Source organism: Roseovarius atlanticus (genome assembly GCF_019802205.1).
Lineage (GTDB): Bacteria > Pseudomonadota > Alphaproteobacteria > Rhodobacterales > Rhodobacteraceae > Roseovarius > Roseovarius atlanticus_A.
In genome coordinates, this window is sequence record NZ_JAHVHQ010000004.1 from 716,385 (window position 1) to 739,380 (window position 22,996).

Below are 22,996 nucleotides of genomic sequence, written 5' to 3' on the forward strand. Positions count from 1 at the left end.
CGGCGTTGCCGGTGCCGAAGGAGCAACCGCCCCGGAAACTCTCAGGCGCAAGGACCGGCCGATGGACGACTCTGGAGAGACCGCGGGAAAATCCTGCGGCGCCGAAGGGATAGCGATCTCAGGCGAAAGGACAGAGGGGGCATCGGACGCGACACGAGGGTGCGCGGAACGGATGCCGGTTGCCTAGCCAGATGCGCCCGGTGCGAGATGCGAAGGAGAGCCGATGAGTGATCTGCGCGAGACGCCGCTGACGGGCCTGCACAAGGCGCTGGGCGCGAAGATGACCGGGTTTGCGGGCTACGAGATGCCGCTGCAATACGGGCTGGGTGTGATGGGCGAGCACCTGCATACGCGGGACAAGGCCGGGCTGTTCGATGTCAGCCACATGGGCCAGGTCCTGGTCCGGCACGAGGCGGGCTATGGCGGCGCGGCGCAGGCGATGGAGCGGCTGGTGCCGGTGAGCCTGATGGGGCTGGGCGAGAAGCGGCAGCGCTACGGTTTCTTTATCAACGATGCGGGCGGGATTCGCGACGACCTGATGCTGACCAACCGGGGCGATCACCTGTTGGTGGTGGTGAACGCGGCCTGCAAGGCGGATGACATCGCGTGGATGCGCGAGGGTTTGCCCGACTGCGAGGTGGTCGAGGTGACGGACCGCGCGCTGATTGCGTTGCAGGGGCCGAAGGCGGTTGACGCGCTGGCGCCGATCGCCGCGGGCTGCGAGATCATGAAATTCCTGGATACCGGCATTTTCACCTCGGATTACGGCGAGCTGTGGGTGTCGCGCTCGGGCTATACCGGCGAGGACGGCTTTGAGATTTCCGTGCCCGAGGCGCAGGCCGAACCGCTGGCGCGGGCGCTTTTGCTGCACGAGGCGGTGGAGCCGGTGGGCCTGGGCGCAAGGGACAGTTTGCGGCTGGAGGCGGGCCTGTGCCTTTACGGGCAGGATATCGACGCGGAGACGACTCCGGTGGAGGCGGGGCTGAGCTGGGCCATCCAGAAGGCGCGCCGCCGGGGCGGCGAGCGCGAAGGCAACTTCCCCGGGGCCGACGTGATCCTGGACCAGCTGGAGAATGGCGTGGCGCGGTGCCGGGTGGGGCTGCGCCCCGAGGGCCGCGCGCCGATGCGGGCCGGGACAAAAATTTTCGGCAGCGAGACGGGCGGCGAGGCCGTGGGGCAGGTGACCTCGGGCGCCTTTGGCCCCAGCATAGAGGCGCCGATGTCGATGGGATATGTCGCCGCCAGCCATGCCTCGGCCGGAACCACGCTATATGGTGAGGTGCGCGGCAAGCGCTTGCCGGTGGCGGTGGCGGAGATGCCGTTCACGCCCGCGAATTTCAAACGCTGAACATCAGGGAGACTTGCATGAAATACACCGAAGAACACGAGTGGCTGGACCAGGATGGCGACATCGTCACGGTCGGCATCACCAGCCACGCCGCCGAGCAGCTGGGCGATATCGTTTTCGTGGAACTGCCCGAGGTGGGCGCCGAGGTCACCAAGGACGACGAGATCGTGGTGATCGAAAGCGTCAAGGCCGCGTCGGACATCCTGGCGCCGCTGGATGGCGAGATCGTGGAGGTCAACGAGGTGCTGGCCGACAGCCCCAGCAAGGTCAACGAGGACCCCGAGGGCGACGGCTGGTTCTTCAGGATCAAGCCCTCGGACACCTCGCCGATGGACGATTACATGGATGAAGCCGCCTACAAGGATTTCATCGACTGATCCGCGCCGCCGGGCGCAAAATTTTGGGAAAATTTTGGCAAAAATCCTGGCGGATTTTTGTGCCTCCGGCGGGGATATTTTTGGCCAGAGGAAGCAGGGGCGGCGCGCGTCGCCCCGGTCCCGTCTCTTGTCTGACATCAAGGAGCGATTGTCATGCCGTTCGAGCCCACAGACTACCTGCCCTACGATTTCGCCAACCGGCGCCATATCGGGCCGTCGCCCGAGGAGATGGCGGAGATGTATGCCGCGCTGGGGGTCGAGGACCTCGATCAGCTGATCGACGAGACCGTGCCGAAGTCGATCCGCCAGGCCGGGAAACTGGATTTCGGCAAGCCCAAGTCCGAGCGCGAGCTGATGCACGAGATGCGCATGGTGGCGGGGCAGAACAAGGTGTTGGTGAGCCTGATCGGGCAGGGCTATCACGGCACGGTCACGCCGCCGGCGATCCAGCGCAATATCCTGGAGAACCCGGCGTGGTACACCGCCTATACGCCGTACCAGCCCGAGATCAGCCAGGGGCGGCTGGAGGCGCTGTTGAACTTCCAGACGATGATCTGCGACCTGACGGGGCTGGAGGTGGCGAATGCCTCGCTGCTGGACGAGGCGACGGCCTGTGCCGAGGCGATGACCACGGCGCAGCGGGTGGCCAAGTCGAAGGCCAGGGCGTTCTTCGTCGACCGCGATTGTCATCCGCAGAACATCGCCGTGGTGCGGACCCGCGCGAAGCCGCTGGGGATCGAGGTGATCGTGGGCGACCCCGAGAAGCTGGAGGCGGACAAGGTCTTTGGCGCGCTCTTCCAGTATCCCGGGACCTATGGGCATGTGCGGGACTTCACGGCCCAGATGGAGGCGCTGCATGCCGAGAACGCGGTGGGGATCGTGTCGGCGGACCCTCTGGCGCTGACGCTGTTGAAGGAGCCGGGCGCGATGGGGGCGGATATCGCAGTGGGCTCGGTCCAGCGGTTCGGCGTGCCGATGGGCTATGGCGGGCCGCACGCGGCCTACATGGCATGCCGGGACGCCTACAAGCGCGCGATGCCGGGGCGGATCGTGGGCGTGTCGGTGGATGCCCATGGCAACCGGGCCTACCGGCTGTCGTTGCAGACGCGCGAGCAGCATATCCGGCGCGAGAAGGCCACGTCGAACGTCTGTACCGCGCAGGCGCTGTTGGCCGTCATGGCGTCGATGTATGCCGTGTTTCACGGGCCCAAGGGCCTGCAGGCCATTGCGCAGCGGATCCACCGCAAGACCGTGCGGCTGGCCAAGGGGCTGGAGGCGGCGGGGTTCAAGGTGGACCCGAAAGCCTATTTCGACACGATCACGGTGGATGTGGGCCCGTTGCAGGCGGCGGTGATGAAATCGGCCGTCGACGAGGGGATCAACCTGCGCCGGGTGGGCGAGACGCGCGTGGGCATCACGCTGGACGAGGCGACCCGGCCCAAGAATATCGAGGCGGTCTGGCGCGCCTTCGGGATCGAGCAGGCGGACGAGGATTTCACGCCCGAGTACCGCGTGCCGGAAAAGATGCACCGGCAGAGCGGCTACCTGGAGCATCCGATCTTTCACATGAACCGGGCCGAGACCGAGATGATGCGCTACATGCGGCGGCTGGCGGACCGGGACCTGGCGCTGGACCGGGCGATGATCCCGCTGGGATCGTGCACGATGAAGCTGAACGCGGCGGCCGAGATGATGCCGATCAGCTGGCGCGAGTTCGCGCGGCTGCACCCGTTCTGCCCCAAGGACCAGGCCGAAGGCTATGGAAAGCTGATCGGGGACCTGAGCGCGCGGCTGTGCGAGATCACCGGCTATGACGCCATGTCGATGCAGCCCAATTCGGGCGCGCAGGGGGAATATGCGGGCCTGTTGACCATCGCGGCCTACCACGCGGCCAATGGCGAGGGGCACCGCAACGTCTGCCTGATTCCCACGAGCGCGCATGGCACCAACCCGGCGAGCGCGCAGATGGTGGGCTGGAAGGTGGTGCCGGTGAAATCCGACAGCAACGGGGATATCGACCTGGACGATTTCCGCGCCAAGGCGGAGGCCAATGCCGACAGTCTGGCGGCCTGCATGATCACCTATCCCAGCACGCATGGCGTGTTCGAGGAGACCGTGCTGGATGTGTGCAAGATCACCCACGCGCATGGGGGGCAGGTCTATATCGACGGGGCGAACCTGAATGCCATGGTGGGGCTGTCGCGGCCCGGGGACCTGGGCGGGGACGTGAGCCACCTGAACCTGCACAAGACCTTCTGCATTCCGCATGGCGGGGGCGGGCCGGGCATGGGGCCGATTGGCGTGAAGGCGCACCTGGCGCCGCACCTGCCGGGCGATCCGCGCGGGCAGGAGGACGGGCCGGGGCCGGTGTCGGCGGCGCCTTACGGCTCGGCCTCGATCCTGCCGATCAGCTGGGCCTATACGCTCTTGATGGGCGGCGAGGGGCTGACGCAGGCGACGCGGGTGGCGATTTTGAACGCCAACTACATCGCCAAGCGGCTGGAGGGGGCGTATGACGTGCTCTATCGCGGGCGCAACGACCGGGTGGCGCATGAGTGCATCCTGGACACGCGGCCTTTTGCCGAAAGTGCCGGCGTGACGGTGGACGACATCGCCAAGCGGCTGATGGATTGCGGGTTTCACGCGCCCACGATGAGCTGGCCGGTGGCGGGCACGCTGATGATCGAGCCGACGGAATCCGAGACCAAGGCGGAGCTTGATCGGTTCTGCGATGCGATGCTGGCGATCCGCGAGGAGATCCGCGCCATCGAGGATGGCGACATGGACCGCGAGAACAACCCGCTGAAACACGCACCGCACACGATGGAGGACCTGGTGCGGGACTGGGACCGGCCCTATAGCCGCGAACAGGCCTGTTTCCCGCCGGGCGCGTTCCGGGTGGACAAGTACTGGCCGCCGGTCAACCGGGTGGACAATGCCTATGGCGACCGCAACCTGATATGTACCTGTCCGCCGATGGAGGCCTATGCGGAAGCCGCGGAGTGAGCACGTAAATCAGGCGGCCTCCCGAGGGAGACCGCCCTTACTTGGGTACTGAAATCACTCGCTAAAATGATCGGGCCTTGCCCGGGATAGGAGCAGGGCCCTCGTTCGGTCGGGCGGGATGACCCTTGGAACGAATACCTGTCGGTCGCGGCCGCCGGTCAGCCGGTTCAAACGGATCCCGGAAAATTCGACACAGTTGCTGGGCGCCGGCCGTATCGCGGCGGCGTCTTGCCTGTTCCGAAGGCTTGTTGGCGCGATCGATATGCAGTGTGGACATAACGCCGGGCGCGGGGCCGGGTTCCGGGAAAATGGCCCGATTGTGACGTTTCAATTCAAGGGTGAAAAGAGCGCCGATCAGTCGCCTTTTCCGGCTTTCGGCGGCTCGGCTGCCGGGTCGAGCCGCGGGTTGAGCACCGCGTGTAGCTTCTGCCAGCTGGACTCGTCGGGGGCGGCAAGCAGGTAGCCGGTGTCGATGCCGGCGTTGTAGTCGCGCCCGTCGAGCATGCGCACCACGCCGCCCGCGCGCTGGACGATCAGCACGCCCGCCGCATGGTCCCACGGGTTGAGCGTGGACGAGAGCAGGAAATCGGCCTGGCCCTGGGCCAACATCCGGTATTCGTGGCACGAGCAGCGCAGCGATCCGGTGCGGCCGAATTCCGGGAGAAGCGGGGCCAGCTGCGCCTGCGCGGCGCGGTCCATGAGGTAGTAGTGCATGTAGCCCGAGAGCGCGTCCACCTCGCCGCCTTGCGAGGTCGAGACTGGACGGGCGCGGCCGGTGGCGCGGGTCATTTCGGCCGGGCCGTCCTCTTCGGCGGCGATGAAATCGTCCATCACGGGATCGTAGAGCAGGCCATAGACGGGCTTGCCGAACCGGGTGACCGAGACGATGACGCCGAACATGGCCAGGCCGTTGACGAAGTTCCAGGTGCCGTCGACCGGATCGAGGATGAAGGCCAGGTCGGCCTCGACCAGTTTTCCGCGCAGCGACGGGTCGGCGCTGGCGGCTTCCTCGCCCACGATCAGGGCGTGGGGGAACATCTGTTGCAGGCCGCGCGACAGCATCGCCTCGGCGGCGTGGTCGGCCTCGGTCACCAGGTCCTCGGCGCCGGATTTGGTGGTGACCTGGGCGCTGGCGAGGTTGCGGAAGCGGGGCATGATCTCGGCCTTGGCCGCGCGGCGGACGAGGTTGATGAGCGCCGCCTTCTGGGCGTTGGTCAGCGGCGAGGAGACGGGGATGGGAAGGGTTTCCGACTGTGTTGCGGACATGGGCGCGCTCCTTCGACTCGGGGGTGGTTCGGGTTGGTCGTGACGTGCCATCCCGGGCGCCGGATCGCAACCGGGTCAGGGGCGGCGCGGGCGGTTATTCGCGGCTGCGCAAGACCTGGGCGGGGCGGGCCGAGATGGGGCCGAGGGCAAAGGCGAGGCCGGCCAGCAGGCTGATGAGCGCGCCGCCCGCGACGATGCCGAGCGCGGGGGGCCATGCGATGGCGAAGGAGGTTTCCATGACGTAATGGCTGACCGCCCAGGCGCCGGCGATGCCCGCGCCGAGGGCGACGCTGCCCGCTGCCGCGCCCAGGAGCGCGGCGCGCAAGGAGAGGCCCCAGAGGATGCGCGCGCGGCTGGCGCCCAGCACCTTGAGGATCGCCGCCTCGTAGCTGCGGGCGCGGGCGTCGGCGGCGGCGGCGCCGATCAGGACCATGAAGCCCGTGAGCAGCGTGGCGGCGGCCCCCCAGGCGGTGGCCGAGGCAAGGCTGCCCAGAAGGTCGCTGACCCGCGTGACGGCGTCGCGCACCGAGATGGCGGTGATGTTAGGGAACTGACGCGAGAGGTCGCGGAGGATGGCGGTTTCCGACTCGGCGTCGGAGTAGACCGTGGCGATATAGCTGTGGGGCGCGTTCACCAAAGCGGCTTCGTTCAGGATCATGATGAAGCCCATGCCGGCGGTGGAGAAATCGACCTCGCGGAACGAGGTGATTTCGGCCGTCAGATCGCGACCGAGGATGTTTAGGGTGATCTCGTCGCCGAGTTTCAGGCCCATTTCCTGCGCCTCGTCGGCGGCGAAGCTGACCTGGGGCGGGCCGTCGTAATCCTCGCCCCACCAGTCGCCGGCGGTGAGGGTGCTGCGCTCGGGCAGGGCGGCGGCATAGCTGACGCCGCGGTCGCCTTGCAGGACCCAGTGCTGGCCTGCGACCTGGGCGGCGGGCTGGCCGTTGATCTCGGAGATGATGCCGCGCAGCATGGGGGCGGCGTCGACGCGGGTGACGCCTTTGTCGCTGTCGAGCCGGGCGGAAAAGTCGGGCATCTGGTCGCGCTGGATGTCGACGAAGAAGAAGCTGGGCGCGCGGGTGGGCAGGTCGCGGGTGATGGCGTCGCGCAGGTTGCGGTCGACCTGGCCCACGGCGGCCAGCACGGAAAGGCCGAGGCCGAGTGACAGGACCACGGCGCTGGCGGTGCTGCGCGGCCCGGCGATGGCGCCGAGCGCCCAGCCGAGCGCGGTACGGCCCCGGGCGAGCGGGCGCAGGCGGCGGGCGGCGGCGCGCAGGGCGAGACCGGCGAGGGCCAGCACCACGAGGGCGGCGGCGATGGAACCGGCGGTCCAGTAAGTGAGGGTTGAATTGCCGGAGAACCAGGCGGCGACCCAGACGAGGGCTGCGATTAGGGCGGCGGTGGTGAGGATGAACCCCGCGCCGGGGAGGGTGCCGGAGGTGTCGGCGTCACGGTAGAGCGCGGCGGGCCGGATATCGCGCGCCTGGGCCAGCGGCCAGAGGGTGAAGATGAGGATGCTGAGGGCGCTGTAGATCGCGGCCTCGGCCATTGGGCCGGGATAGGCGGCGAAGACGGCAGGCACGGGCAGTTGCGCGGTGATGATCGGCGACAGGAGCACGGGCAGACCGACGCCGAGGGCGAGGCCCAGGGTGATGCCAAGGACGCCCAGCACGGCGACCTGCATCAGGTAGGTGAGGAAGATCGTGCGTTGATCCGCGCCGAGACTGCGCAGGATGGCGATGGTCTGGGTTTTCCCCGAGAGATAGGCGCGCAGGGCGGCGGAGATGCCGACGCCGCCGACCGCGAGGCCGGAAAGGCCCACGAGGATCAGGAACGCGCCGAGACGCTCGACGAATTCGGCCACGCCGGGCGCGCCGTTGCGGGCGTCGGACCAGCGCATGCCGCTGCCTTCGAGCGCCGTTTCGGCCTCTGCCCGCGTGGCGTCGAGGTTAGTGCCGGGGGGCAGGTCGAGGCGGTAATGCGAGGAGAAAAGCGTGCCGGGTTCGAGCAATCCTGCGCCGTCCAGCGCGCTGCGCAGGACGATGGTGCGGGGGCCGAGGCCGAAGCCCCCGGTGCGGCTGTCGGGTTCGCGTTCAATGAGAGCGCGGAGCGTGAAAGATTTGGACCCCAGCGTGACGGTGTCGCCGGGGGCGGCACCCAGGCGGTCGGCAAGGGTGGGGTGCATGACGAGGCTGTCATCGGCCAGCGCCTGCTCCAGGGGGATGTCGGGGGAGAGGTCCACCGTGCCGACAAGAGGATAGGCGGTGTCGACGGCCTTGACCTGCGTCAGGCTGCGTTCCTCGCCGAAGACGGCCATGGAGCGGAAATCGGCGATCTCGGAGACCCGCGTGGCGGTGTCTTGCATCCACGCAAGCTCGTCCGGGTTGGCGAAGCGGTAGGTCAGTTCGATCTCGGCGTCGCCGCCCAGAAGCGTGGCGCCTTCCTGCGCGAGGCCCTCGGCGATGCTTTCACGGACGGTACCGACGGCGGCGATGGCCGCGACGCCGAGGATCACGCAGGCGAGGAAGATGCGGAAGCCATGCAGGCCGCCGCGCAATTCGCGGCCCGCGAGGCGTGCGGCGAGACGGAGTTTCATGCGGTGCGGGCCTTGGGGGGCTGGCGTTCGGTGAGGTGGCCGTCGCTGAGCTCGGCCACGCGGGCGCAGCGGTCGGCGAGGCCGGGATCGTGGGTGACCAGCACCAGCGTGGCGCCGTGGCGTTCCTGCAGCCCGAACAGAAGGTCGATGATGGCGGTGCCGGTGGTGCTGTCGAGATTGCCGGTGGGCTCGTCCGCCAACAGGATATCGGGGCGCGGGGCGGCGGCGCGGGCCAGTGCCACGCGCTGTTGTTCCCCGCCCGAAAGCTGCGAGGGGTAGTGGTTCAGGCGTTTGCCAAGGCCCAATGCGGTCAGTTCCTCCTCGGCGCGGGCGAAGGCGTCGGGCGCGCCGGCAAGCTCCAGCGGGGTGGCGACGTTTTCAAGCGCGGTCATGGTGGGGATGAGGTGGAAGGACTGGAACACCACGCCGATATGGTCGCGGCGTAGGCGAGCCAGCGCATCCTCGGACATGGTGGTCAGGTCGTGCCCCAGGGCCGTGACCGTGCCGCCGGTGGCGCGTTCCAGCCCGCCCATCAGCATCAGGAGCGAGGATTTGCCGGAGCCGGACGGCCCCACCAGCCCGAGGGTGTCGCCGCGGTGGACATCGAGGCTGATCGCCTCAAGTATCTCGACGGGGCCGGCATTGCCTTGCAGCGATAGAGCCGCCTCGCGCAGCGATAACACGGGGTCTGTCATGGGGTTCTGCCTGTCTGTTTTTAGTCGTTTCACATATGGGGTCCGGGCCTTGGCGGGCAAGGTGGCGGCGCTTGTTTTCCTTGGTTTACCGGCATTTGGTGAAGAGCCGGTGACGATCCTGGCGCTGGGCGACAGCCTGACGCAGGGCTATGGGCTGGCGCAGGCGGACGGGTTCGTGCCGCAGCTTCAGGACTGGCTTGAAGAGAACGATGTGGCCGCAGAGGTGATCAATGCGGGTGTTTCGGGGGACACCACGGCGGGCGGGGCGTCACGGGTAGACTGGAGCCTGACGCCCGAGGTCGACGCGATGATCGTGGCGCTGGGCGGCAACGACATGCTGCGCGGGCTGGATCCCGGCGAGGCGCGGGCGAACCTGAGGACGATCCTGGAGGTGGCCCAGGGGCGCGAGCTGCCGGTGCTGCTGGTGGGGATGCAGGCGCCGACGAATTTCGGGCCGGATTACAAGGCGGCGTTCGACGCGATGTATCCCGAGTTGTCGCAAGAGTTCGGCGCGCTTTATTTCGAGAGCTTCTTCAAGGGGTTGGGCGAGGGCGATCCGTCCGAGTTGCAGGGCTATTTCCAGTCGGACGGGATCCATCCCAATGCCGAGGGCGTGGCCCGGATCGTGGAGGCGATGGGACCCGCGGTGGCGGAGCTGGCCGAGCGGGTGGAGTGAGGGCGCGCGGAATAAAGGCCGCAGGCCGCCGCGCGATCGCCAGACCGCCCGGACGGGCTGGCGATTGGGTGCCGTATGCGTGTCGAATATTCTTTTCTCGGATAGGGCTACGATAAAGTGCCCTGAAACACGTTCAGGTCGCCAGCCCGCGCTCTGGCAATCGCGCGGCTGGTTCCCTACGGGCTTTGGTTCAGAGAACCGTGACCACCGTTCCCAGCGGCACACGCTCGTACAGGTCGATCACGTGCTCGTTGATCATGCGGATGCATCCGTTGGAGACCGAGCGGCCGATCGATCGGGGCGCGGTGGTGCCGTGGATGCGGAAATACGTGTCACGACCGTTCTGGAAGAGGTAGAGCGCGCGCGCCCCCAGGGGGTTGCCCTTGCCACCCGGCTGAACGTAGTCGTTGCCCTTGAACTTGGCATAGGTCTTGGGCTCGCGCTCGATCATTTCCTGCGTCGGGCGCCAGGTGGGCCACTTTTTCTTGACGTCGATGGTGGCGCGGCCGGTGAATTCCAGCCCGGCCTTGCCGACGCCCACGCCGTAACGGCGCGCACGGCCCTGTTCGGTGATCAGGTAAAGGAAATGCGCCTTGGGCAGAATCAGCATCTGGCCGGGCGCGTAGCTGGCCGAGATGTTCACATCCTGCGGCATGTATTTCGGAGCGATCTGGAACGATTGCGCGACGGCAGGCAGGGCGGGCGCAGTGGCGGCCGCGGCGGCGGTGGCCACGAATTGGCGGCGATTTATCATGTTTTCTTCCCCTCGAAACGGCGGCAGATTGAATATGGCGATATTCCGCCACATGAGCATTTAGAAATCAAAAACAAGTGAATGGCGGCAGGGCAAGCGATTCTGTGACCCCCGGGTCTCAGTTTCGCGACGCTGCGGCAGAGAGGTAACGGATTGCCGCGCGGGGCAGGCGCAGGGCGGTGCGGCGCAGCAGGGCGGGATATTCCATGTCGCCCGAAAGCAGGTGCATGTAGTCGCGTTTCAGCGTCTGCGAGGCGGCGAAGGTGCGGGCGAAGAAGGGCTGGAGACGGGCCGAGAAGATCAGCGGCCGCAGGATGCGGGCCTGCGCGATGGCGCGGCGAATGGGCTGTGTGGACTTCGTGTAGAGGGCCAGGGCGCGCCCGGCATCCCCTTGATCCAGCGCGGTTTTCGCGGCGCGCGCGGCCAGCGCGCCGGAGTGGATGGCGTGGCCTATCCCCTCGCCGGTGATCGGATCGACAAGGCCTGCCGCGTCGCCCGCGAGCAGGACGTTGCCCTTGCCCGGCTTGGGTTTCGGCGCGCCGAACGGCAGGAAGTGGCCCTTGACCGGCGCACTCTGGCCGGTGCCCAGCCTGGCGAGATAGGCGGCAAGGTGGGCTTTCATCTGCGGGTTCCGGGCGTGCAGGCCGCCCAAGCCTATGGTGGTGCTGTGTTTTTTCGGGAAGGACCAGCCGTAGCCCCAGTCGGCGGCGGCGAAGTCGATGCGGATTGGGGTGGCCTCGGTCGGGGCCTGCGAGGGGGCCTCGACCTCGAGCGCGAAACCGATGGTGTCGCGGGAAAAAGGCTGTCCGAACAAGGCCTTGGCGGTGGGGCTTTGCACGCCGTCGGCGGCGATGAGGAGCTTGTAGGTAAGGGTTTCGCCACTGGCCAGCGTGAGGCGGCCCGCCGTCAGGTCATGGGTCTCGACGCGGTGGCCGGTATAGTCGGCGGCCCCGGCGGCAAGGGCCTCTTGCAGGAGGCGGTGATCGAAATCCCACCGCATGGTCAGGTGCAGGGGCGGGACGTTTTCGAGCGTGCCAAGTGGTTGATCGTGCAGGTGGAATTCGAAGTTGCGGCGGGTCTCGAAAAGGTCGGGGGTGATCTCGATCCCGAAGATCTCGGCCAGGTGCGCGGCGCAGCGGCCGGTGACCAGCCCGCCGCAGAGCTTGGGGCGCGGAAACACGGCCTTGTCCACCAGCGCGGCGGTGAGGCCGAGGCGGCGGGCCTCTCTGGCGGCGGCGGTACCGGCCGGGCCGGCGCCGAGGATGACAAGGTCGAAATCGGGCATCGTGAGAGGTCAGATAGAGCATCCTGAGGGGGGCGAAAAGACGTGTCGGTTTCGCGTCGGTATCCGGGTGGTACTGCGACGGTGCGGTGGGGTTAAGTGTTGGTAAGGGGTCTGGGCGAGGATGCGGGCTCGTCACAGAGGAGCCCGACATGCCCACCAAGACCGAACGCGCCGCCCGTGCCAGCCTGATGCAGAGCCTGATCTATCTGCAGCAGGAAAGCTGGATCCCCGACACCATCGCCGAGGAGATCCCGGAGGCGTGGCACACGCTGGAGATGGACGTGCCGGTGGAGGAGCCGAAGGAGAAGGTGACGCTCTACCTGGATCGGTCGGTGGTGAGGTTCTACCGGGCGATGGGGAAAGGCTACCAGGGGCGGATCAACCGGCTGCTGGCAACGTATATGCAGATGCATCTGGCGAAGGAGGTTCGGTTGGAGGAGGTTTTGAGGGAGAGGGTTGGGGACTGAGGGTGAAATACCCACTCTAGCACTTACTTCTTCATCAGTTTGTTTTCAGCAATGATGCGACGACTTTGCCTTCGAGTTGAATGTCTAGGGGGCGAGCTAGCGAAAAGTCCGGTTTCTCGAGGCCGACTTTAAAATAGGCCGCATCATCAAATCGTTGACACAAAGAATTTCTTTGGGTTTCAGAAAGTGTTTTCACCCACGATTCCTTGAAATATATATTTTCAGTGTATTCGAGCGCCGTTCGCAGTATTGCGTTGGACAACTCTTCGGCTCCGCATCTTGCGAAGCTTTCTAGAAATTTTCGTGACGTATGCATGTCACGATCATTAGTCGATGAAATTGAAAAAATCGTAGTACCGTTACCTTGCGGTAAGACCGAAATCTGAGCATAAGAAAATTTACGCTTGGTATCAGAAAACTTCTGAAGCTTGACGCCATCGAGGTCGTTTTCAATACAAAAACAACCCGTCGCTGACATTGGTAGACAAGCGTCTATTTTAGCTATGAAGAAGTACAGCTTCCGTGCACTTTTTCTGGTTTCGATTTTCGAAATCAGCGTTGCGAGATACCAATTGTAGGCAGCGTAATGCCTCATGTTATCTAGTTCAGCCGTGAACCCAGCAGTGTTCATTTGAAAGTCGAAAGTCGGGACTGTCTGTAGCCAATTGAGGAAAAGGGTGGCGTCGGTGTGAACGACTGCTTCGTAAAGCGTGTTCCGGCGGGCCAACCCCAGCGCAGTTTTGTAGTTCGGTTTCAGTTCCTGGTTTTCGATGTCTCGGAACAATTGCGCATCGTGCTCCGCGCATAGGCCGGGAAAGGTAGAAGCCTTCCTTGCACTTATCTTTGTCAGTTCTGGAGTGCTCTCTCCACGAGGTCCTGCGTTGGGTCCACCTGAGAAGCCTAGTACGTGGCCGTTCTCGGTTAGAAGCTTTAGAGGTCCACGGCGTTGCTGAGAGTGAGACGCAATTACTGGCTTCTCACAGTTCCTACCTTCGGTTACAACGGGACACCTTCTCGAACGGTGCATGAAGCGATTTTGGTCAAGCGCGATCTCTTTAGGATTTCGGTACTTCTTTTCTCTATGGCATACTTCATAAGATGCACCGCTTCCGCAGAAACAATCTTTGCCCTCGAATATTTCGTCAAAGTCATTTTGTGACAGCAGTTTAAAAGCCAAGGAAGCCAAACAATCCGTATTCTATTGTGCTGTATGTGACCTTACTTAGCATATGCGCGGAATCAAGGCCGCAGGCCGCCGCGCGATCGCCAGACCGCCCCCCGGGCTGGCGATTGGCTCACGTAAGCGCCTCGATTGTAGGTTTTGCGGATTTGGCGGGGATGAAGTGCGTTGAATGCCTGTTGGTCGCCTGCCCGCGGTCTGGCGCTCGCGCGGCTTTGTTTGCGAGGACGCGTGGGTTTTCACCCACCCTACGTCATCCTCGGGCTTGACCCGAGGATCTCGGGGGCCGGAGGTCCCGGATCAAGTCCGGGACGGCGGGCCGCAAGACGGTGCCCGGCAGATTGACGGGGTGCGCACGCAGTTCCTGCGGAAACGCTTTCGCGCAGGGGTGACATCTGGCTGCAAGCCGGATGTCACCGCGCAAATTTCTTGTGCTTGATCCGCTTCGGCTCCAGCGCATCCGGGCCCAGACGCCGTTTCTTGTCTTCCTCGTAATCCTCGAAGTTGCCTTCGAACCATTCCACGTGCGCCTCGCCCTCGAAGGCGAGGATATGCGTGCAGATGCGGTCGAGGAAAAAGCGGTCGTGGCTGATGACCACGGCGCAGCCGGCGAAATCGACCAGTGCGTCTTCCAACGCGCGGAGGGTTTCGACGTCGAGGTCGTTGGTGGGCTCGTCGAGCAGGAGGACGTTGCCGCCTTCCTTCAGCAGCCGTGCCATGTGGACGCGGTTGCGTTCGCCGCCCGAGAGGAGCGAGACTTTCTTCTGCTGGTCGCCGCCCTTGAAGTTGAAGGACGAGCAATAGGCGCGGGAATTGACCTGGGCGTCGCCCAGCTGGATGATCTCGGCGCCGCCGGTGATGGCTTCCCAGACGGTTTCCCCATCCTTGAGGTCGTCGCGGGACTGGTCGACGTAGCTGAGTTCCACCGTGTCGCCATAGGTGATCTCGCCCTTGTCGGGGTTTTCCTGCCCGGTGAACATCTTGAAGAGCGTGGATTTGCCGGCGCCGTTGGGGCCGATCACGCCGACGATGCCGCCGGGGGGCAGCGAGAAGGTCAGGTCCTCGATCAAAAGCTTGTCGCCCATGGCCTTTTGCAGGCCCTCGACCTCGATCACCTTGCCGCCGAGGCGGGGACCGTTGGGAATGACGATCTGGGCGCGGGAGACCTTTTCACGCTCGGACTGGTTGGCCAGTTCATTGTAGCGTTCGATCCGGGCCTTCTGCTTGGATTGGCGGGCCTTCTGGCCCTGGCGCATCCATTCCAGCTCGCGTTCCAGCGTCTTCTGCTTGGACTTGTCCTCGCGCTTTTCCTGCTCCAGCCGCTTGGCCTTTTGTTCCAGCCAGGCCGAATAGTTGCCCTCGTAGGGGATGCCGCGGCCGCGGTCCAATTCGAGGATCCAGCCGGTGATGTCGTCGAGGAAATAGCGGTCGTGGGTGACGATGAGGATCGTGCCCTTGTAGTCGATCAGGTGCTGTTGCAGCCAGGCGATGGTTTCGGCGTCGAGGTGGTTGGTGGGCTCGTCGAGGAGCAGCATGTCGGGCGCCTCGAGCAGGAGCTTGCAGAGGGCCACGCGGCGCTTTTCCCCGCCCGAGAGGGTGGTGACGTCGGCGTCGTCGGGGGGGCAGCGGAGCGCCTCCATCGAGACGTCGACCTGGCTGTCGAGATCCCAGAGGTTGTTGCTGTCGATCTCGTCCTGGAGGGCGGCCATCTCGTCGGCGGTCTCGTCCGAGTAGTTCATCGCCAGTTCGTTGAAGCGTTCCAGCTTGGCCTTGTGGGCGGCGACGCCCAGCATGACGTTCTCGCGCACGGAAAGGTTGGGGTCGAGTTCGGGCTCCTGCGGCAGGTAGCCGACCTTGGCGCCTTCGGCCGACCACGCCTCGCCGGTGTAATCGGTGTCGAGGCCGGCCATGATCTTCATCAGGGTGGATTTACCGGCGCCGTTCACGCCGACGACGCCGATCTTCACGCCGGGCAGGAAGCTGAGATGGATGTTCTCGAAGCATTTCTTGCCGCCGGGGTAGGTCTTGGAGACGTCCTGCATGTGGTAGACGTATTGGTAGGCTGCCATGGTCCGTGCTCTTTTCGAAAAAGGATGCGTTGCGCGTCATGTAACCGCGCCGGACGGCAAATTCAAACGGGATAACGCGTCACGCGCCGGGGTGCAGGCGGGTGACGCGGGGGGCGTCCGGGTCCTTGCCGAAATCGGCGGGCAGGGGCAGGTTGGCGGAGAGCCAGGCGATCATGTCGTCGCAGGGCTGGGGATGGGCCAGCACGAAGCCCTGGATCGCGGGGCAGCGGGCGACGCGCAGGAGGCGCAGCTGTTCGGCGGTCTCCACCCCTTCGGCGGTGACATGGGTGCCGAGCTTGCGGCACAGCTCGATGATGGAGCGGACGATGGCGCGGTTGCGCGGATCGGTGGCGAGGTTGGCGGTGAGCGAGCAGTCGAGCTTGATCTCGTCCACCTCGATTTCCGAGATATGGGCGAGGCCCGCGTAGCCGGTGCCGAAATCGTCGAGCGCCACGCGGGCGCCCATGCGTTTCAGCCGGTCGACGGCCGCGGCGATGGTGCGCCCGCCGCCCTGAAGAATGGTGGTCTCGGTGATTTCGACGCAGATCTGCGAGGGCTTGAGCCCGCGCGATTGCAGTGCCCAGTCGAGGAGGCCGGGATAGTTGACGTCGGTCAGCGCCTCGGCCGAGACGTTGAGCGCGAGGGTCAGGTCGTCGAAGCCCGCCGCGTGCAGGCGGATGAGCGCGTCGAGCGACAGGTGCATCGACTGGTAGTCGAGATCGGCCAGCACGCCGGCGCGGCGGGCGGTCTCGAAGAACGCGCCGGGGGGCAGTTGGCCCAGGCGCGGATGGTTCCAGCGCAGCAGCGTTTCGCAGCCGGTGATGCGGCCGCGGGCGAGGTCGAGCTGGGGTTGCAGGTGCACGGTCAGCTGCTTTTCCGCGGTGGCGAGGCGCAATTCGCGGGTCATCCGGTTCTGCGCGATCTGAAACTGGCCCAGGGCGGGGGTATACAGCATGACGCGACCGCGACCGCGGGTCTTGGCCTCATAAAGAGCCTGATCGGCGTGGTGGATGAGCGCCTCGCCGCCCTCGGTGCTGTCCTGGGTGAGGCAGGCGCCGATGGAGAGGCCCACGCGGATCGCCTGGTTGTTCCACATCAGCGGGTCGTGGGTGGCCCCGAGCAGCAGTTCGGCGCGGGTCAGCAGGGCGTCCTCGGTCGCCGTGCCGAGGCAGACCAGCAGGAATTCGTCGCCGCCGATCCGGCAGGCGAGGTCCTGCGGGCCGCAGAAGCGGCGCAGGAGGTCGGCCACGTGCCGGAGCGCGGCGTCGCCCGCCGCATGGCCGAGCGTGTCGTTGATTTCCTTGAACTTGTCGAGGTCGAGATGCAGCACGCCCACGCGCCGCTCGGCCAGGGCGCGGCGCAGGATGTCGGAGGCGAGGTATTGGGTGAGCCGCTTGCGGTTGGCGAGCCCGGTCAGGTGGTCGTGATGGGCGGCGTGTTGCAGCCGGGCCTTGGCATGGCGCAGGGACTGTTCGGCCTCGACCGTTTCGGTCACGTCGCGGCAGGTGACGGCGACCTTGGGCCCCATGGGCGTGGCCAGGAGCGTGAAGCTGTGCAGGTTCCAGAACTCCTGCCCGCCCACGCGCTTGTGCCGGGCGAGGTGGGTGCGGTCGAAGAGGCTGCTGCCGATGTCATAACGGAAGGCGGCGATCTTGGCCGGATCGACCCGGGCGCCGTCGGGCAGGACGTGGCCCATCACCTTGATCCCGCGCACGGCGTCGAGGCTGACGTTGAACATCGCCTCGGCGGCGGGATTCATCCATTCCAGATGCCCCTCGATGTCCTGGAGGATGATGGCGTCGCGGGTGCGGTGGAGGAATTGCGGGCAGAAGGGCAGGTCGGCGCCGGGCGGCGGCGGGCCGGGCCCGTCCGCAGCCGGATCCTGCGCCGCATCGGCAGGATGCGGGTGCGCTGTGTCGCTTGGCTCTGCCACGCCCAACCTCGTGCCGTCTCTCACCGGGTCTCGTCATGCCACGCGACGCTTAACAATCGGTGCGCCTGCAAAGGCTAAATCCCTAAAATTGCGCCGAATCCCGGGGACGCGGGCGGTGGTGAAAAGGCTGGACATCCCGCCGCATCCCGGCGATTTCAGGGGCGACGCGAAGGGAGAGGACATGCGCCTGCGCTTGCCGATGACGCGGCCCGGGATGGTGATCGGGCTTTTGGGGGGATCGTTCGACCCGCCCCATGCGGGCCATGTACATATCAGCCGCGAGGCGCTGCGCCGCTTCGGCCTCGACCGGGTGTGGTGGCTGGTGAGCCCCGGCAACCCGCTGAAGGCGCGCGGACCGCAGCCCCTGGAGCGGCGGATGGCGGCGTGCCGGGCGCTGGTGGATCATCCGCGCATCCACGTCAGCGATTTCGAGGCGCAGGTCGGCACGCGCTATACCGCCGAGACGCTGGCGGTGCTGCAAAGGATGCGGCCGCATGTGCATTTCGTCTGGCTGATGGGGGCCGACAACCTGGCGCAGTTCGAGCACTGGCAGGACTGGCAATGGATCATGCAGACGGTGCCGATCGGCGTGCTGGCCCGGCCCGGGCAGCGGATCTCGGCGCGGATGTCGAAACCGGCGCGGATCTATCGCGCCGCGCGCATCCCGGCGCGGCAGTCGCGGGCGCTGCGCTTTGCCACCGCGCCGGCGTGGTGTTTCGTCAACGTGCCGATGAGCGCGCTGTCGTCGACCGCCCTCAGGGCGCGGGGCGACTGGGGCGATCTTTCGGAAAGTTGATCGCAACGTCGCGACCTGGGGCCGGGATGGCGGAATTGCCGATTGTGTGACCCGCCGCGCTTGGGTTAATTGGGCCCATGCGACGCGATATTTCCAGACGTTTCCTGTTGACGACCGCGCTGGCCAGCCTGGCCGGCGGCGCGCTGGCCAATGCGCCCAAGGTGTCCTTGCGCCCGCAGCTGCGCCCCGAGGGCGGCGCGGAGGCGGCCCGCCAGCGGTCGGTGCCGAGTGCCGACGCGCTGATCGAGCGGGCCAAGCTGGGCGGCGATGTCGGCTTTTCGGTGATCGACGTGAAGTCCGGCAAGGTGCTGGAAGGCCACGCGGCGGATATTCCGCTGCCGCCGGCCAGCGTGATGAAGGCGATCACCGCGCTTTATGCGCTGGAGACGCTGGGAGAGGATTATCGTTTCGAGACGCGGCTGATCGCGACCGGGCCGGTGACCGACGGCGTGCTGGACGGCGACGTGGTGCTGGCCGGGGGCGGCGACCCGGTGCTGGACACCAACGGGCTGGCCGACATGGCGGCGCGGCTGAAGAAGGCGGGGGTCAACCGGGTGACCGGCCACGTGCGGGCCTGGGCCGGGGCGCTGGCCTTTACCCGGTTCATCGACGACGAACAGCCCCTGCATGTGGGCTATAACCCGTCGCTGTCGGGGCTGAACCTGAATTTCAACCGGGTGCATTTCGAGTGGAAGCGCTCTGGCGGGGATTACACCGTGGAGATGGACGCGCGGTCTGACCGCTATCGCCCGTCGGTGCGGGTGGCGCGGATGCGCGTCGCGCAGCGCAAGGGGCCGGTCTATACCTACGAGGACGGGGGCGATCACGATGCCTGGACCGTGGCGTCGGGCGCGCTGGGCAATGGCGGATCACGCTGGCTGCCGGTGCGGCGGCCCGGCGAATATGCGGTCGAGGTGTTCACCGCGCTGGCGCAGGCGCAGGGCGTGACGGTCACGGCCGGCGAGCCGGTCGAGGCCGCGCCCGAGGGCGAGGTCCTGGTGCGCCACCAGAGCGAGCCGCTGGTGCCGATCCTGCAGGACATGCTGAAATATTCCAACAACCTGACCGCCGAGCTGGTCGGGCTGACGGCGACGCGGGCGCGGCTGGGCCAAAGCGTGGACCTGGCGGCGTCGGGGGCCGAGATGACGGCCTGGGCGCAGCAAAGCCTGGGCATCACCGGCGCGACGCTGGTCGATCACTCGGGCCTGGGCGAGACGTCGCGGGTGACGCCCGAGGCGATGGCGCGGGCGCTGGCGCGGGTGCATGGCGACGGTCTGTTGAAGCCGATCCTGAAGCCGTTCGGGATGCGCGACGGCCAGGGCGCGCCGATGCCCGACCATCCGGTCAAGGTGGCCGCCAAGACGGGCACGCTCTATTTCGTCAGCACGCTTGCGGGCTATGCCACGGCGCCCGACGACACCGAGCTGGCCTTTGCGATCATGACGGCCAACCAGGAGCTGCGCGAGCCCATCGACAGCACGTCGGAGTCGCGCCCGCCGGGAGCGGCGAGCTGGAACGGCCGGTCCAAGCGGCTTCAGCAGGCGCTGATCGAGCGCTGGAGCGCTCTTTACGCCGGGTGAGGCGGGGTTCGGGGCCGGGCAAAGGCGTGCGCGGACCACTTTTGCCTGCACGAGAGTGCGGAGAATCTGCCAGTGCGTGCATGGAGCCCCAAATCGTCGACAATTTAGAAACAGTTACCTCAAAATTGCCTCAATTTGCGGTGAGGTTGCCCGCGGAATAACGCGAACAGGAGGTGACGCGATGTCACGGATTTGGGTATTTGGATGTGTCTTGGTTTCGGTCATCGCGGCCCTGAAGACGCTATTGGTTCTTCATTTTGCCTTTGGGGACGCCGAGGCCGCGCCGAGCGTGGCGGTCGTCTCGGGGCTTTTTGCGCTGTTTTTCGCGCTGACGGCGGTGGTGGCCTATGTCGCCTGCACGCAGTTGGCGCGCCACGTGGTGCAGAAGCGGAAGGAAAAGCTGGCCCCGGGCATGAGCGAGCCCATCGCCAAGGAAACGGTGATCCTGCGCCATGCGCCGGACTGGGGCCTGTCGCAGGCCGAGGCGGACGTGGCGATTTTCGTGGCCAAGGGGTTTTCCAACAGCGAGATCGCCGAGATGCGGGGCAGCGCCATCACCACGGTGAAATCGCAGCTGGGCCGGATCTATCAGAAATCGGGGCTCGAATCGCGGTATCAGCTGATCGCCTTCGTCACCGACGAGGTCGTGTCGATGGCGCGCGAGGCCGAGGAACCGGCGACGAAGATCAGCACGCAGGATGCGCTGCCGCTGGTCGGGCGCCGCAAGCAGAACGTCGCCTGACATCGCGGCGGGGCTTACTGCACCAGACGGATGAGTTCGCAGTGGTGGCCTGTCAGGGTCAGCTCGCCCGCGCCGAGCTTTAGCCCCACATCTGCCAGCACGCCGTCGACCACGCCGTCGACCGGCGTGGTGAGCGCGGCCAGAAGCTGCCCGGGAAGGTTGGCGAGCAGGGTGTCGACGACGGGCGCCGCAAGCCCGGTGACCAGGTCCTGCTGGTCGGGCTTCACACGGATCTCGGTGGTCTCAGATGACAGAAGCGTGCTGACGGCGTTCGTCACCAGCTGTTCCGAGCCGAAGCTGCGGACGGTGTCGCCTGCGGCCACGTCGCCGCGGGTGAAGGTGATGGTGTCGGTGTTCGAGCGGCCCAGGGCGACGTGGCTGCGGGCCTGGATCACGAGGTCGGCCAGCACCAGGTCGGGCAGGAGCGGCACCGGGATCGCGATGTGAACGGTCAGAAGGTCGGCAAAGCCGAGGCTGGCCGGGTCGATCGCGGCGGTGGCGCCGGTGCCCGTGGGCAGGGTGCCGAGGTAGAGCGCGGCGACCGAGGTGCCGTTCGCGGGGTGCAGGGGCGTGTGCGAGACCGAGACGGACGCCGCGAGATCCGAGGCGCGCGCGGCAGTGCAGTTGATCTCTTCCAGCGAGGCGGTGGCGCCGGCGAGTTCCACGTAGAGCGGCAGGCGCAGGCCGGTGGACGTGACCTCGGGCGCGAGCCCGGTCAGAAGGCCGGGATCGGCGTCGATGTCGAGGGCGAGGCGCGCGGCGGCGCGGTGCAGTTGCACGCCGTCCTCGCCCAGGGCGACCCAGCCCGAGCGGGCGGGCGGCTCGCCGGCCGAAAGCCGCGCGTCGACCCCGGTGATGCCCGCCACGTTCAGGTCGAGGTCCAGGGAGGCGGTCTCGATGGCCTCGGCGGCGACCACGGCCTTGACGATATTGAGGGCCGTGACGTCGATTTCGGTCAGGAAATCGGTGGCGGTGAGGCCCAGGCGGGTGTCGATGCCGCCGACGACGGCGGCGACGTCGATGTCCTGACCTGCGGCGGCGCTGGCAAGCCCGGCGAGGCTGCCGGCGAGGGCGGGCGGAAGGTCGGAGGCAAGTGCGTCGAGCAGGGTGTCGGCGGTGGTCGCGAGGTCCAGCACCTCGGCGGGGTTGCGCGACGTGCCGCCGGTGAGGGCGTCGAGGGTCTCCATCAGGGTGCCCAGATTGACCTGTGCCTCGGCCAGCAGGGCGAGATCGCCCGCGTCGATCTGCGCCCCGGCGCCGTATTCCGCCGTGAGCACGGCGTTGAGCGCGGCGGGGTCGAGGTCGGCCAGGTGGCTGTTCAGTGAAAAGCTGGCCGCGCCGGTGCGGGTGGCCAGGGCGCTGCGATTGAGCGCGACGGTGGAGGCGCCGCTGAAGATCTGGCCGAAATAGAGCGGCGAGTCGTCGGTGAGCGTGACGAAGGCGGCATTGACCGGCGCGGTCTCGCCCTCGGAGGCCACGAACCGCTCGGTGCGGGGGATGGCGGGGTTGCGGAAGTAGCGCCCGGTTTGCAGGTCGGTCAGAGTGGCGGCGGCGCGCCCGTTGCGGACGATGGCGTCCTCGGCGCGGGGGCGCGCGGCGGAGGCATCGGCCATGGCGCTGAGTGCGCCGAGATCGCTGGCGGCCTGCAGGCGCGCGCGGTCGCGGTAGAGCGCGGCCACGTCGACGCCAAGGGCTACGAAGCCGAAAAGCACCGTCAGCATCAGCGACACGATGATGGCGACGACGCCGGACTCGTCGCGGGCAAAGCGGGCGAGGCGGTCAGTAAGCGACATAGGCGCGTCCCCGGATCGTCTCGATCCCGAGGTTGAGAAAGCCGTTGGCCACGTCGAGCAGGGTGCCGTCGGCGGCGTAGGTCACGTTGACGGTGATGCTGCCCGTGGCGGTGCCGGAATAGTCGAGCGAAGAGGTCAGCGCCTCGGCCTTGAGGAGGGGATATCGGGTGGCGCCCTGCGCGAGGTAGGTGGTGGCGATGTCGCGCCGCTCGGTCTCGTCGAGGCCGGCGACGGAGGCGCGGGCGGCCCCGGCGGCCAGCTGGTGCACCGAATGGCTGACGCCCATGTAGAAGCCCAGGGTGATGATGCCGAGGATCAGCGCCAGCAGGATCGGCGCGATCAGCATGAACTCGATGGCGACGGCGCCGGAGGTGTCATGGGCGAAGCGGCGGGCGAAGCGGCGGGCGGCAGTGGCGAGGCGGAGCAGGGTCAT

18 protein-coding genes and 1 riboswitch are annotated in these 22,996 nt (G+C 66.6%); of the genes, 8 read left to right on the plus strand and 10 right to left on the minus strand.

Going from position 1 to position 22,996, the window contains the following annotated elements:
• The first annotated feature begins 61 nt into the window (after window positions 1-61).
• Window positions 62-144: riboswitch (glycine riboswitch) on the plus strand.
• Window positions 145-223: 79 nt separating this feature from the next.
• The 3 genes from gcvT (at window position 224) to gcvP (ending at window position 4,731) form a co-directional block, all read left to right on the plus strand.
• Window positions 224-1,348, plus strand: a complete 1,125-nt coding sequence (gene gcvT, locus KUV49_RS20155) for a glycine cleavage system aminomethyltransferase GcvT (RefSeq protein ID WP_222452688.1) — start codon at window positions 224-226, stop codon at window positions 1,346-1,348.
• Between the two features lie 17 nt (window positions 1,349-1,365).
• Complete coding sequence (gcvH, locus tag KUV49_RS20160; protein ID WP_152497625.1) at window positions 1,366-1,725, plus strand: glycine cleavage system protein GcvH; 360 nt, start codon at window positions 1,366-1,368, stop codon at window positions 1,723-1,725.
• Between the two features lie 153 nt (window positions 1,726-1,878).
• Complete coding sequence (gcvP, locus tag KUV49_RS20165; RefSeq protein ID WP_222452689.1) at window positions 1,879-4,731, plus strand: aminomethyl-transferring glycine dehydrogenase; 2,853 nt, start codon at window positions 1,879-1,881, stop codon at window positions 4,729-4,731.
• Between the two features lie 354 nt (window positions 4,732-5,085).
• On the opposite strand, the gene KUV49_RS20170 is transcribed toward gcvP, so the two are convergent.
• The 3 genes from KUV49_RS20170 to KUV49_RS20180 all read right to left on the minus strand — a co-directional run bounded on the left by KUV49_RS20170 (window position 5,086) and on the right by KUV49_RS20180 (window position 9,288).
• Complete coding sequence (locus KUV49_RS20170) at window positions 5,086-5,997, minus strand: inositol monophosphatase family protein (protein WP_222452690.1); 912 nt, start codon at window positions 5,995-5,997, stop codon at window positions 5,086-5,088.
• A 94-nt stretch (window positions 5,998-6,091) separates the two neighbouring features.
• A complete protein-coding gene (locus KUV49_RS20175) occupies window positions 6,092-8,593 on the minus strand; it encodes an ABC transporter permease (protein ID WP_222452691.1) in 2,502 nt (833 codons plus the stop codon).
• Complete coding sequence (locus tag KUV49_RS20180; protein ID WP_222452692.1) at window positions 8,590-9,288, minus strand: ABC transporter ATP-binding protein; 699 nt, start codon at window positions 9,286-9,288, stop codon at window positions 8,590-8,592. Before KUV49_RS20180 ends, KUV49_RS20175 begins: the two co-directional genes overlap by 4 nt.
• Here KUV49_RS20180 and KUV49_RS20185 point away from each other — a divergent pair.
• Complete coding sequence (locus KUV49_RS20185; protein ID WP_222452693.1) at window positions 9,287-9,964, plus strand: arylesterase; 678 nt, start codon at window positions 9,287-9,289, stop codon at window positions 9,962-9,964. The two genes, KUV49_RS20180 and KUV49_RS20185, sit on opposite strands and share 2 nt — an antisense overlap.
• Window positions 9,965-10,154: 190 nt before the next feature.
• Here KUV49_RS20185 and KUV49_RS20190 read toward each other — a convergent pair whose 3' ends face one another.
• The gene (locus tag KUV49_RS20190) at window positions 10,155-10,718 is read right to left on the minus strand and encodes a L,D-transpeptidase (RefSeq protein WP_152493436.1); all 564 of its coding nucleotides are present in this window, start codon (window positions 10,716-10,718) and stop codon (window positions 10,155-10,157) included.
• A 118-nt stretch (window positions 10,719-10,836) separates the two neighbouring features.
• Window positions 10,837-12,003: a geranylgeranyl reductase family protein gene (locus KUV49_RS20195; protein WP_222452694.1), complete on the minus strand. Its 1,167-nt coding sequence runs from the start codon at window positions 12,001-12,003 to the stop codon at window positions 10,837-10,839.
• Between the two features lie 149 nt (window positions 12,004-12,152).
• Here KUV49_RS20195 and KUV49_RS20200 point away from each other — a divergent pair, with 149 nt between their 5' ends.
• The gene (locus KUV49_RS20200) at window positions 12,153-12,470 is read left to right on the plus strand and encodes a BrnA antitoxin family protein (RefSeq protein WP_222452695.1); all 318 of its coding nucleotides are present in this window, start codon (window positions 12,153-12,155) and stop codon (window positions 12,468-12,470) included.
• A gap of 34 nt (window positions 12,471-12,504) precedes the next feature.
• Here the strand turns inward: KUV49_RS20200 and KUV49_RS20205 are convergent, their stop codons facing one another.
• The 3 genes from KUV49_RS20205 to KUV49_RS20215 all read right to left on the minus strand — a co-directional run bounded on the left by KUV49_RS20205 (window position 12,505) and on the right by KUV49_RS20215 (window position 17,652).
• Window positions 12,505-13,647: a hypothetical protein gene (locus tag KUV49_RS20205; protein ID WP_222452696.1), complete on the minus strand. Its 1,143-nt coding sequence runs from the start codon at window positions 13,645-13,647 to the stop codon at window positions 12,505-12,507.
• 416 nt (window positions 13,648-14,063) lie between these two features.
• Window positions 14,064-15,719: an energy-dependent translational throttle protein EttA gene (ettA, locus tag KUV49_RS20210; RefSeq protein WP_222452697.1), complete on the minus strand. Its 1,656-nt coding sequence runs from the start codon at window positions 15,717-15,719 to the stop codon at window positions 14,064-14,066.
• Between the two features lie 79 nt (window positions 15,720-15,798).
• The gene (locus KUV49_RS20215) at window positions 15,799-17,652 is read right to left on the minus strand and encodes a putative bifunctional diguanylate cyclase/phosphodiesterase (protein ID WP_222452698.1); all 1,854 of its coding nucleotides are present in this window, start codon (window positions 17,650-17,652) and stop codon (window positions 15,799-15,801) included.
• A 181-nt stretch (window positions 17,653-17,833) separates the two neighbouring features.
• On the opposite strand from KUV49_RS20215, the gene KUV49_RS20220 reads away from it, so the two are divergent.
• The 3 genes from KUV49_RS20220 (at window position 17,834) to KUV49_RS20230 (ending at window position 20,770) form a co-directional block, all read left to right on the plus strand.
• On the plus strand, window positions 17,834-18,448 hold the full coding sequence (locus KUV49_RS20220; protein WP_222452942.1) for a nicotinate-nucleotide adenylyltransferase: 615 nt from the start codon (window positions 17,834-17,836) through the stop codon (window positions 18,446-18,448).
• A gap of 77 nt (window positions 18,449-18,525) precedes the next feature.
• Window positions 18,526-20,028, plus strand: coding sequence for a D-alanyl-D-alanine carboxypeptidase/D-alanyl-D-alanine-endopeptidase (gene dacB, locus KUV49_RS20225; protein WP_222452699.1), 1,503 nt, complete (start codon window positions 18,526-18,528; stop codon window positions 20,026-20,028).
• Window positions 20,029-20,209: 181 nt separating this feature from the next.
• Complete coding sequence (locus tag KUV49_RS20230) at window positions 20,210-20,770, plus strand: helix-turn-helix transcriptional regulator (RefSeq protein ID WP_222452700.1); 561 nt, start codon at window positions 20,210-20,212, stop codon at window positions 20,768-20,770.
• A gap of 14 nt (window positions 20,771-20,784) precedes the next feature.
• Here KUV49_RS20230 and KUV49_RS20235 read toward each other — a convergent pair whose 3' ends face one another.
• Window positions 20,785-22,563: a TadG family pilus assembly protein gene (locus KUV49_RS20235; RefSeq protein ID WP_222452701.1), complete on the minus strand. Its 1,779-nt coding sequence runs from the start codon at window positions 22,561-22,563 to the stop codon at window positions 20,785-20,787.
• Window positions 22,550-22,996 carry a TadE/TadG family type IV pilus assembly protein gene (locus KUV49_RS20240; protein WP_222452702.1) on the minus strand — a complete coding sequence of 149 codons (447 nt, stop codon included), beginning with the start codon at window positions 22,994-22,996 and terminating at the stop codon, window positions 22,550-22,552. Before KUV49_RS20240 ends, KUV49_RS20235 begins: the two co-directional genes overlap by 14 nt.

Coding starts and splice junctions, on each gene's coding strand:
- gcvT (WP_222452688.1), top strand. CDS start 224: ATGAGTGATCTGCGCGAGACGCCGCTGACGGGCCTGCACAAGGCGCTG.
- gcvH (WP_152497625.1), top strand. CDS start 1,366: ATGAAATACACCGAAGAACACGAGTGGCTGGACCAGGATGGCGACATC.
- gcvP (WP_222452689.1), top strand. CDS start 1,879: ATGCCGTTCGAGCCCACAGACTACCTGCCCTACGATTTCGCCAACCGG.
- KUV49_RS20170 (WP_222452690.1), bottom strand. CDS start 5,997: ATGTCCGCAACACAGTCGGAAACCCTTCCCATCCCCGTCTCCTCGCCG.
- KUV49_RS20175 (WP_222452691.1), bottom strand. CDS start 8,593: ATGAAACTCCGTCTCGCCGCACGCCTCGCGGGCCGCGAATTGCGCGGC.
- KUV49_RS20185 (WP_222452693.1), top strand. CDS start 9,287: ATGGGGTTCTGCCTGTCTGTTTTTAGTCGTTTCACATATGGGGTCCGG.
- KUV49_RS20180 (WP_222452692.1), bottom strand. CDS start 9,288: ATGACAGACCCCGTGTTATCGCTGCGCGAGGCGGCTCTATCGCTGCAA.
- KUV49_RS20190 (WP_152493436.1), bottom strand. CDS start 10,718: ATGATAAATCGCCGCCAATTCGTGGCCACCGCCGCCGCGGCCGCCACT.
- KUV49_RS20195 (WP_222452694.1), bottom strand. CDS start 12,003: ATGCCCGATTTCGACCTTGTCATCCTCGGCGCCGGCCCGGCCGGTACC.
- KUV49_RS20200 (WP_222452695.1), top strand. CDS start 12,153: ATGCCCACCAAGACCGAACGCGCCGCCCGTGCCAGCCTGATGCAGAGC.
- ettA (WP_222452697.1), bottom strand. CDS start 15,719: ATGGCAGCCTACCAATACGTCTACCACATGCAGGACGTCTCCAAGACC.
- KUV49_RS20220 (WP_222452942.1), top strand. CDS start 17,834: ATGCGCCTGCGCTTGCCGATGACGCGGCCCGGGATGGTGATCGGGCTT.
- dacB (WP_222452699.1), top strand. CDS start 18,526: ATGCGACGCGATATTTCCAGACGTTTCCTGTTGACGACCGCGCTGGCC.
- KUV49_RS20230 (WP_222452700.1), top strand. CDS start 20,210: ATGTCACGGATTTGGGTATTTGGATGTGTCTTGGTTTCGGTCATCGCG.
- KUV49_RS20235 (WP_222452701.1), bottom strand. CDS start 22,563: ATGTCGCTTACTGACCGCCTCGCCCGCTTTGCCCGCGACGAGTCCGGC.
- KUV49_RS20240 (WP_222452702.1), bottom strand. CDS start 22,996: ATGACCCTGCTCCGCCTCGCCACTGCCGCCCGCCGCTTCGCCCGCCGC.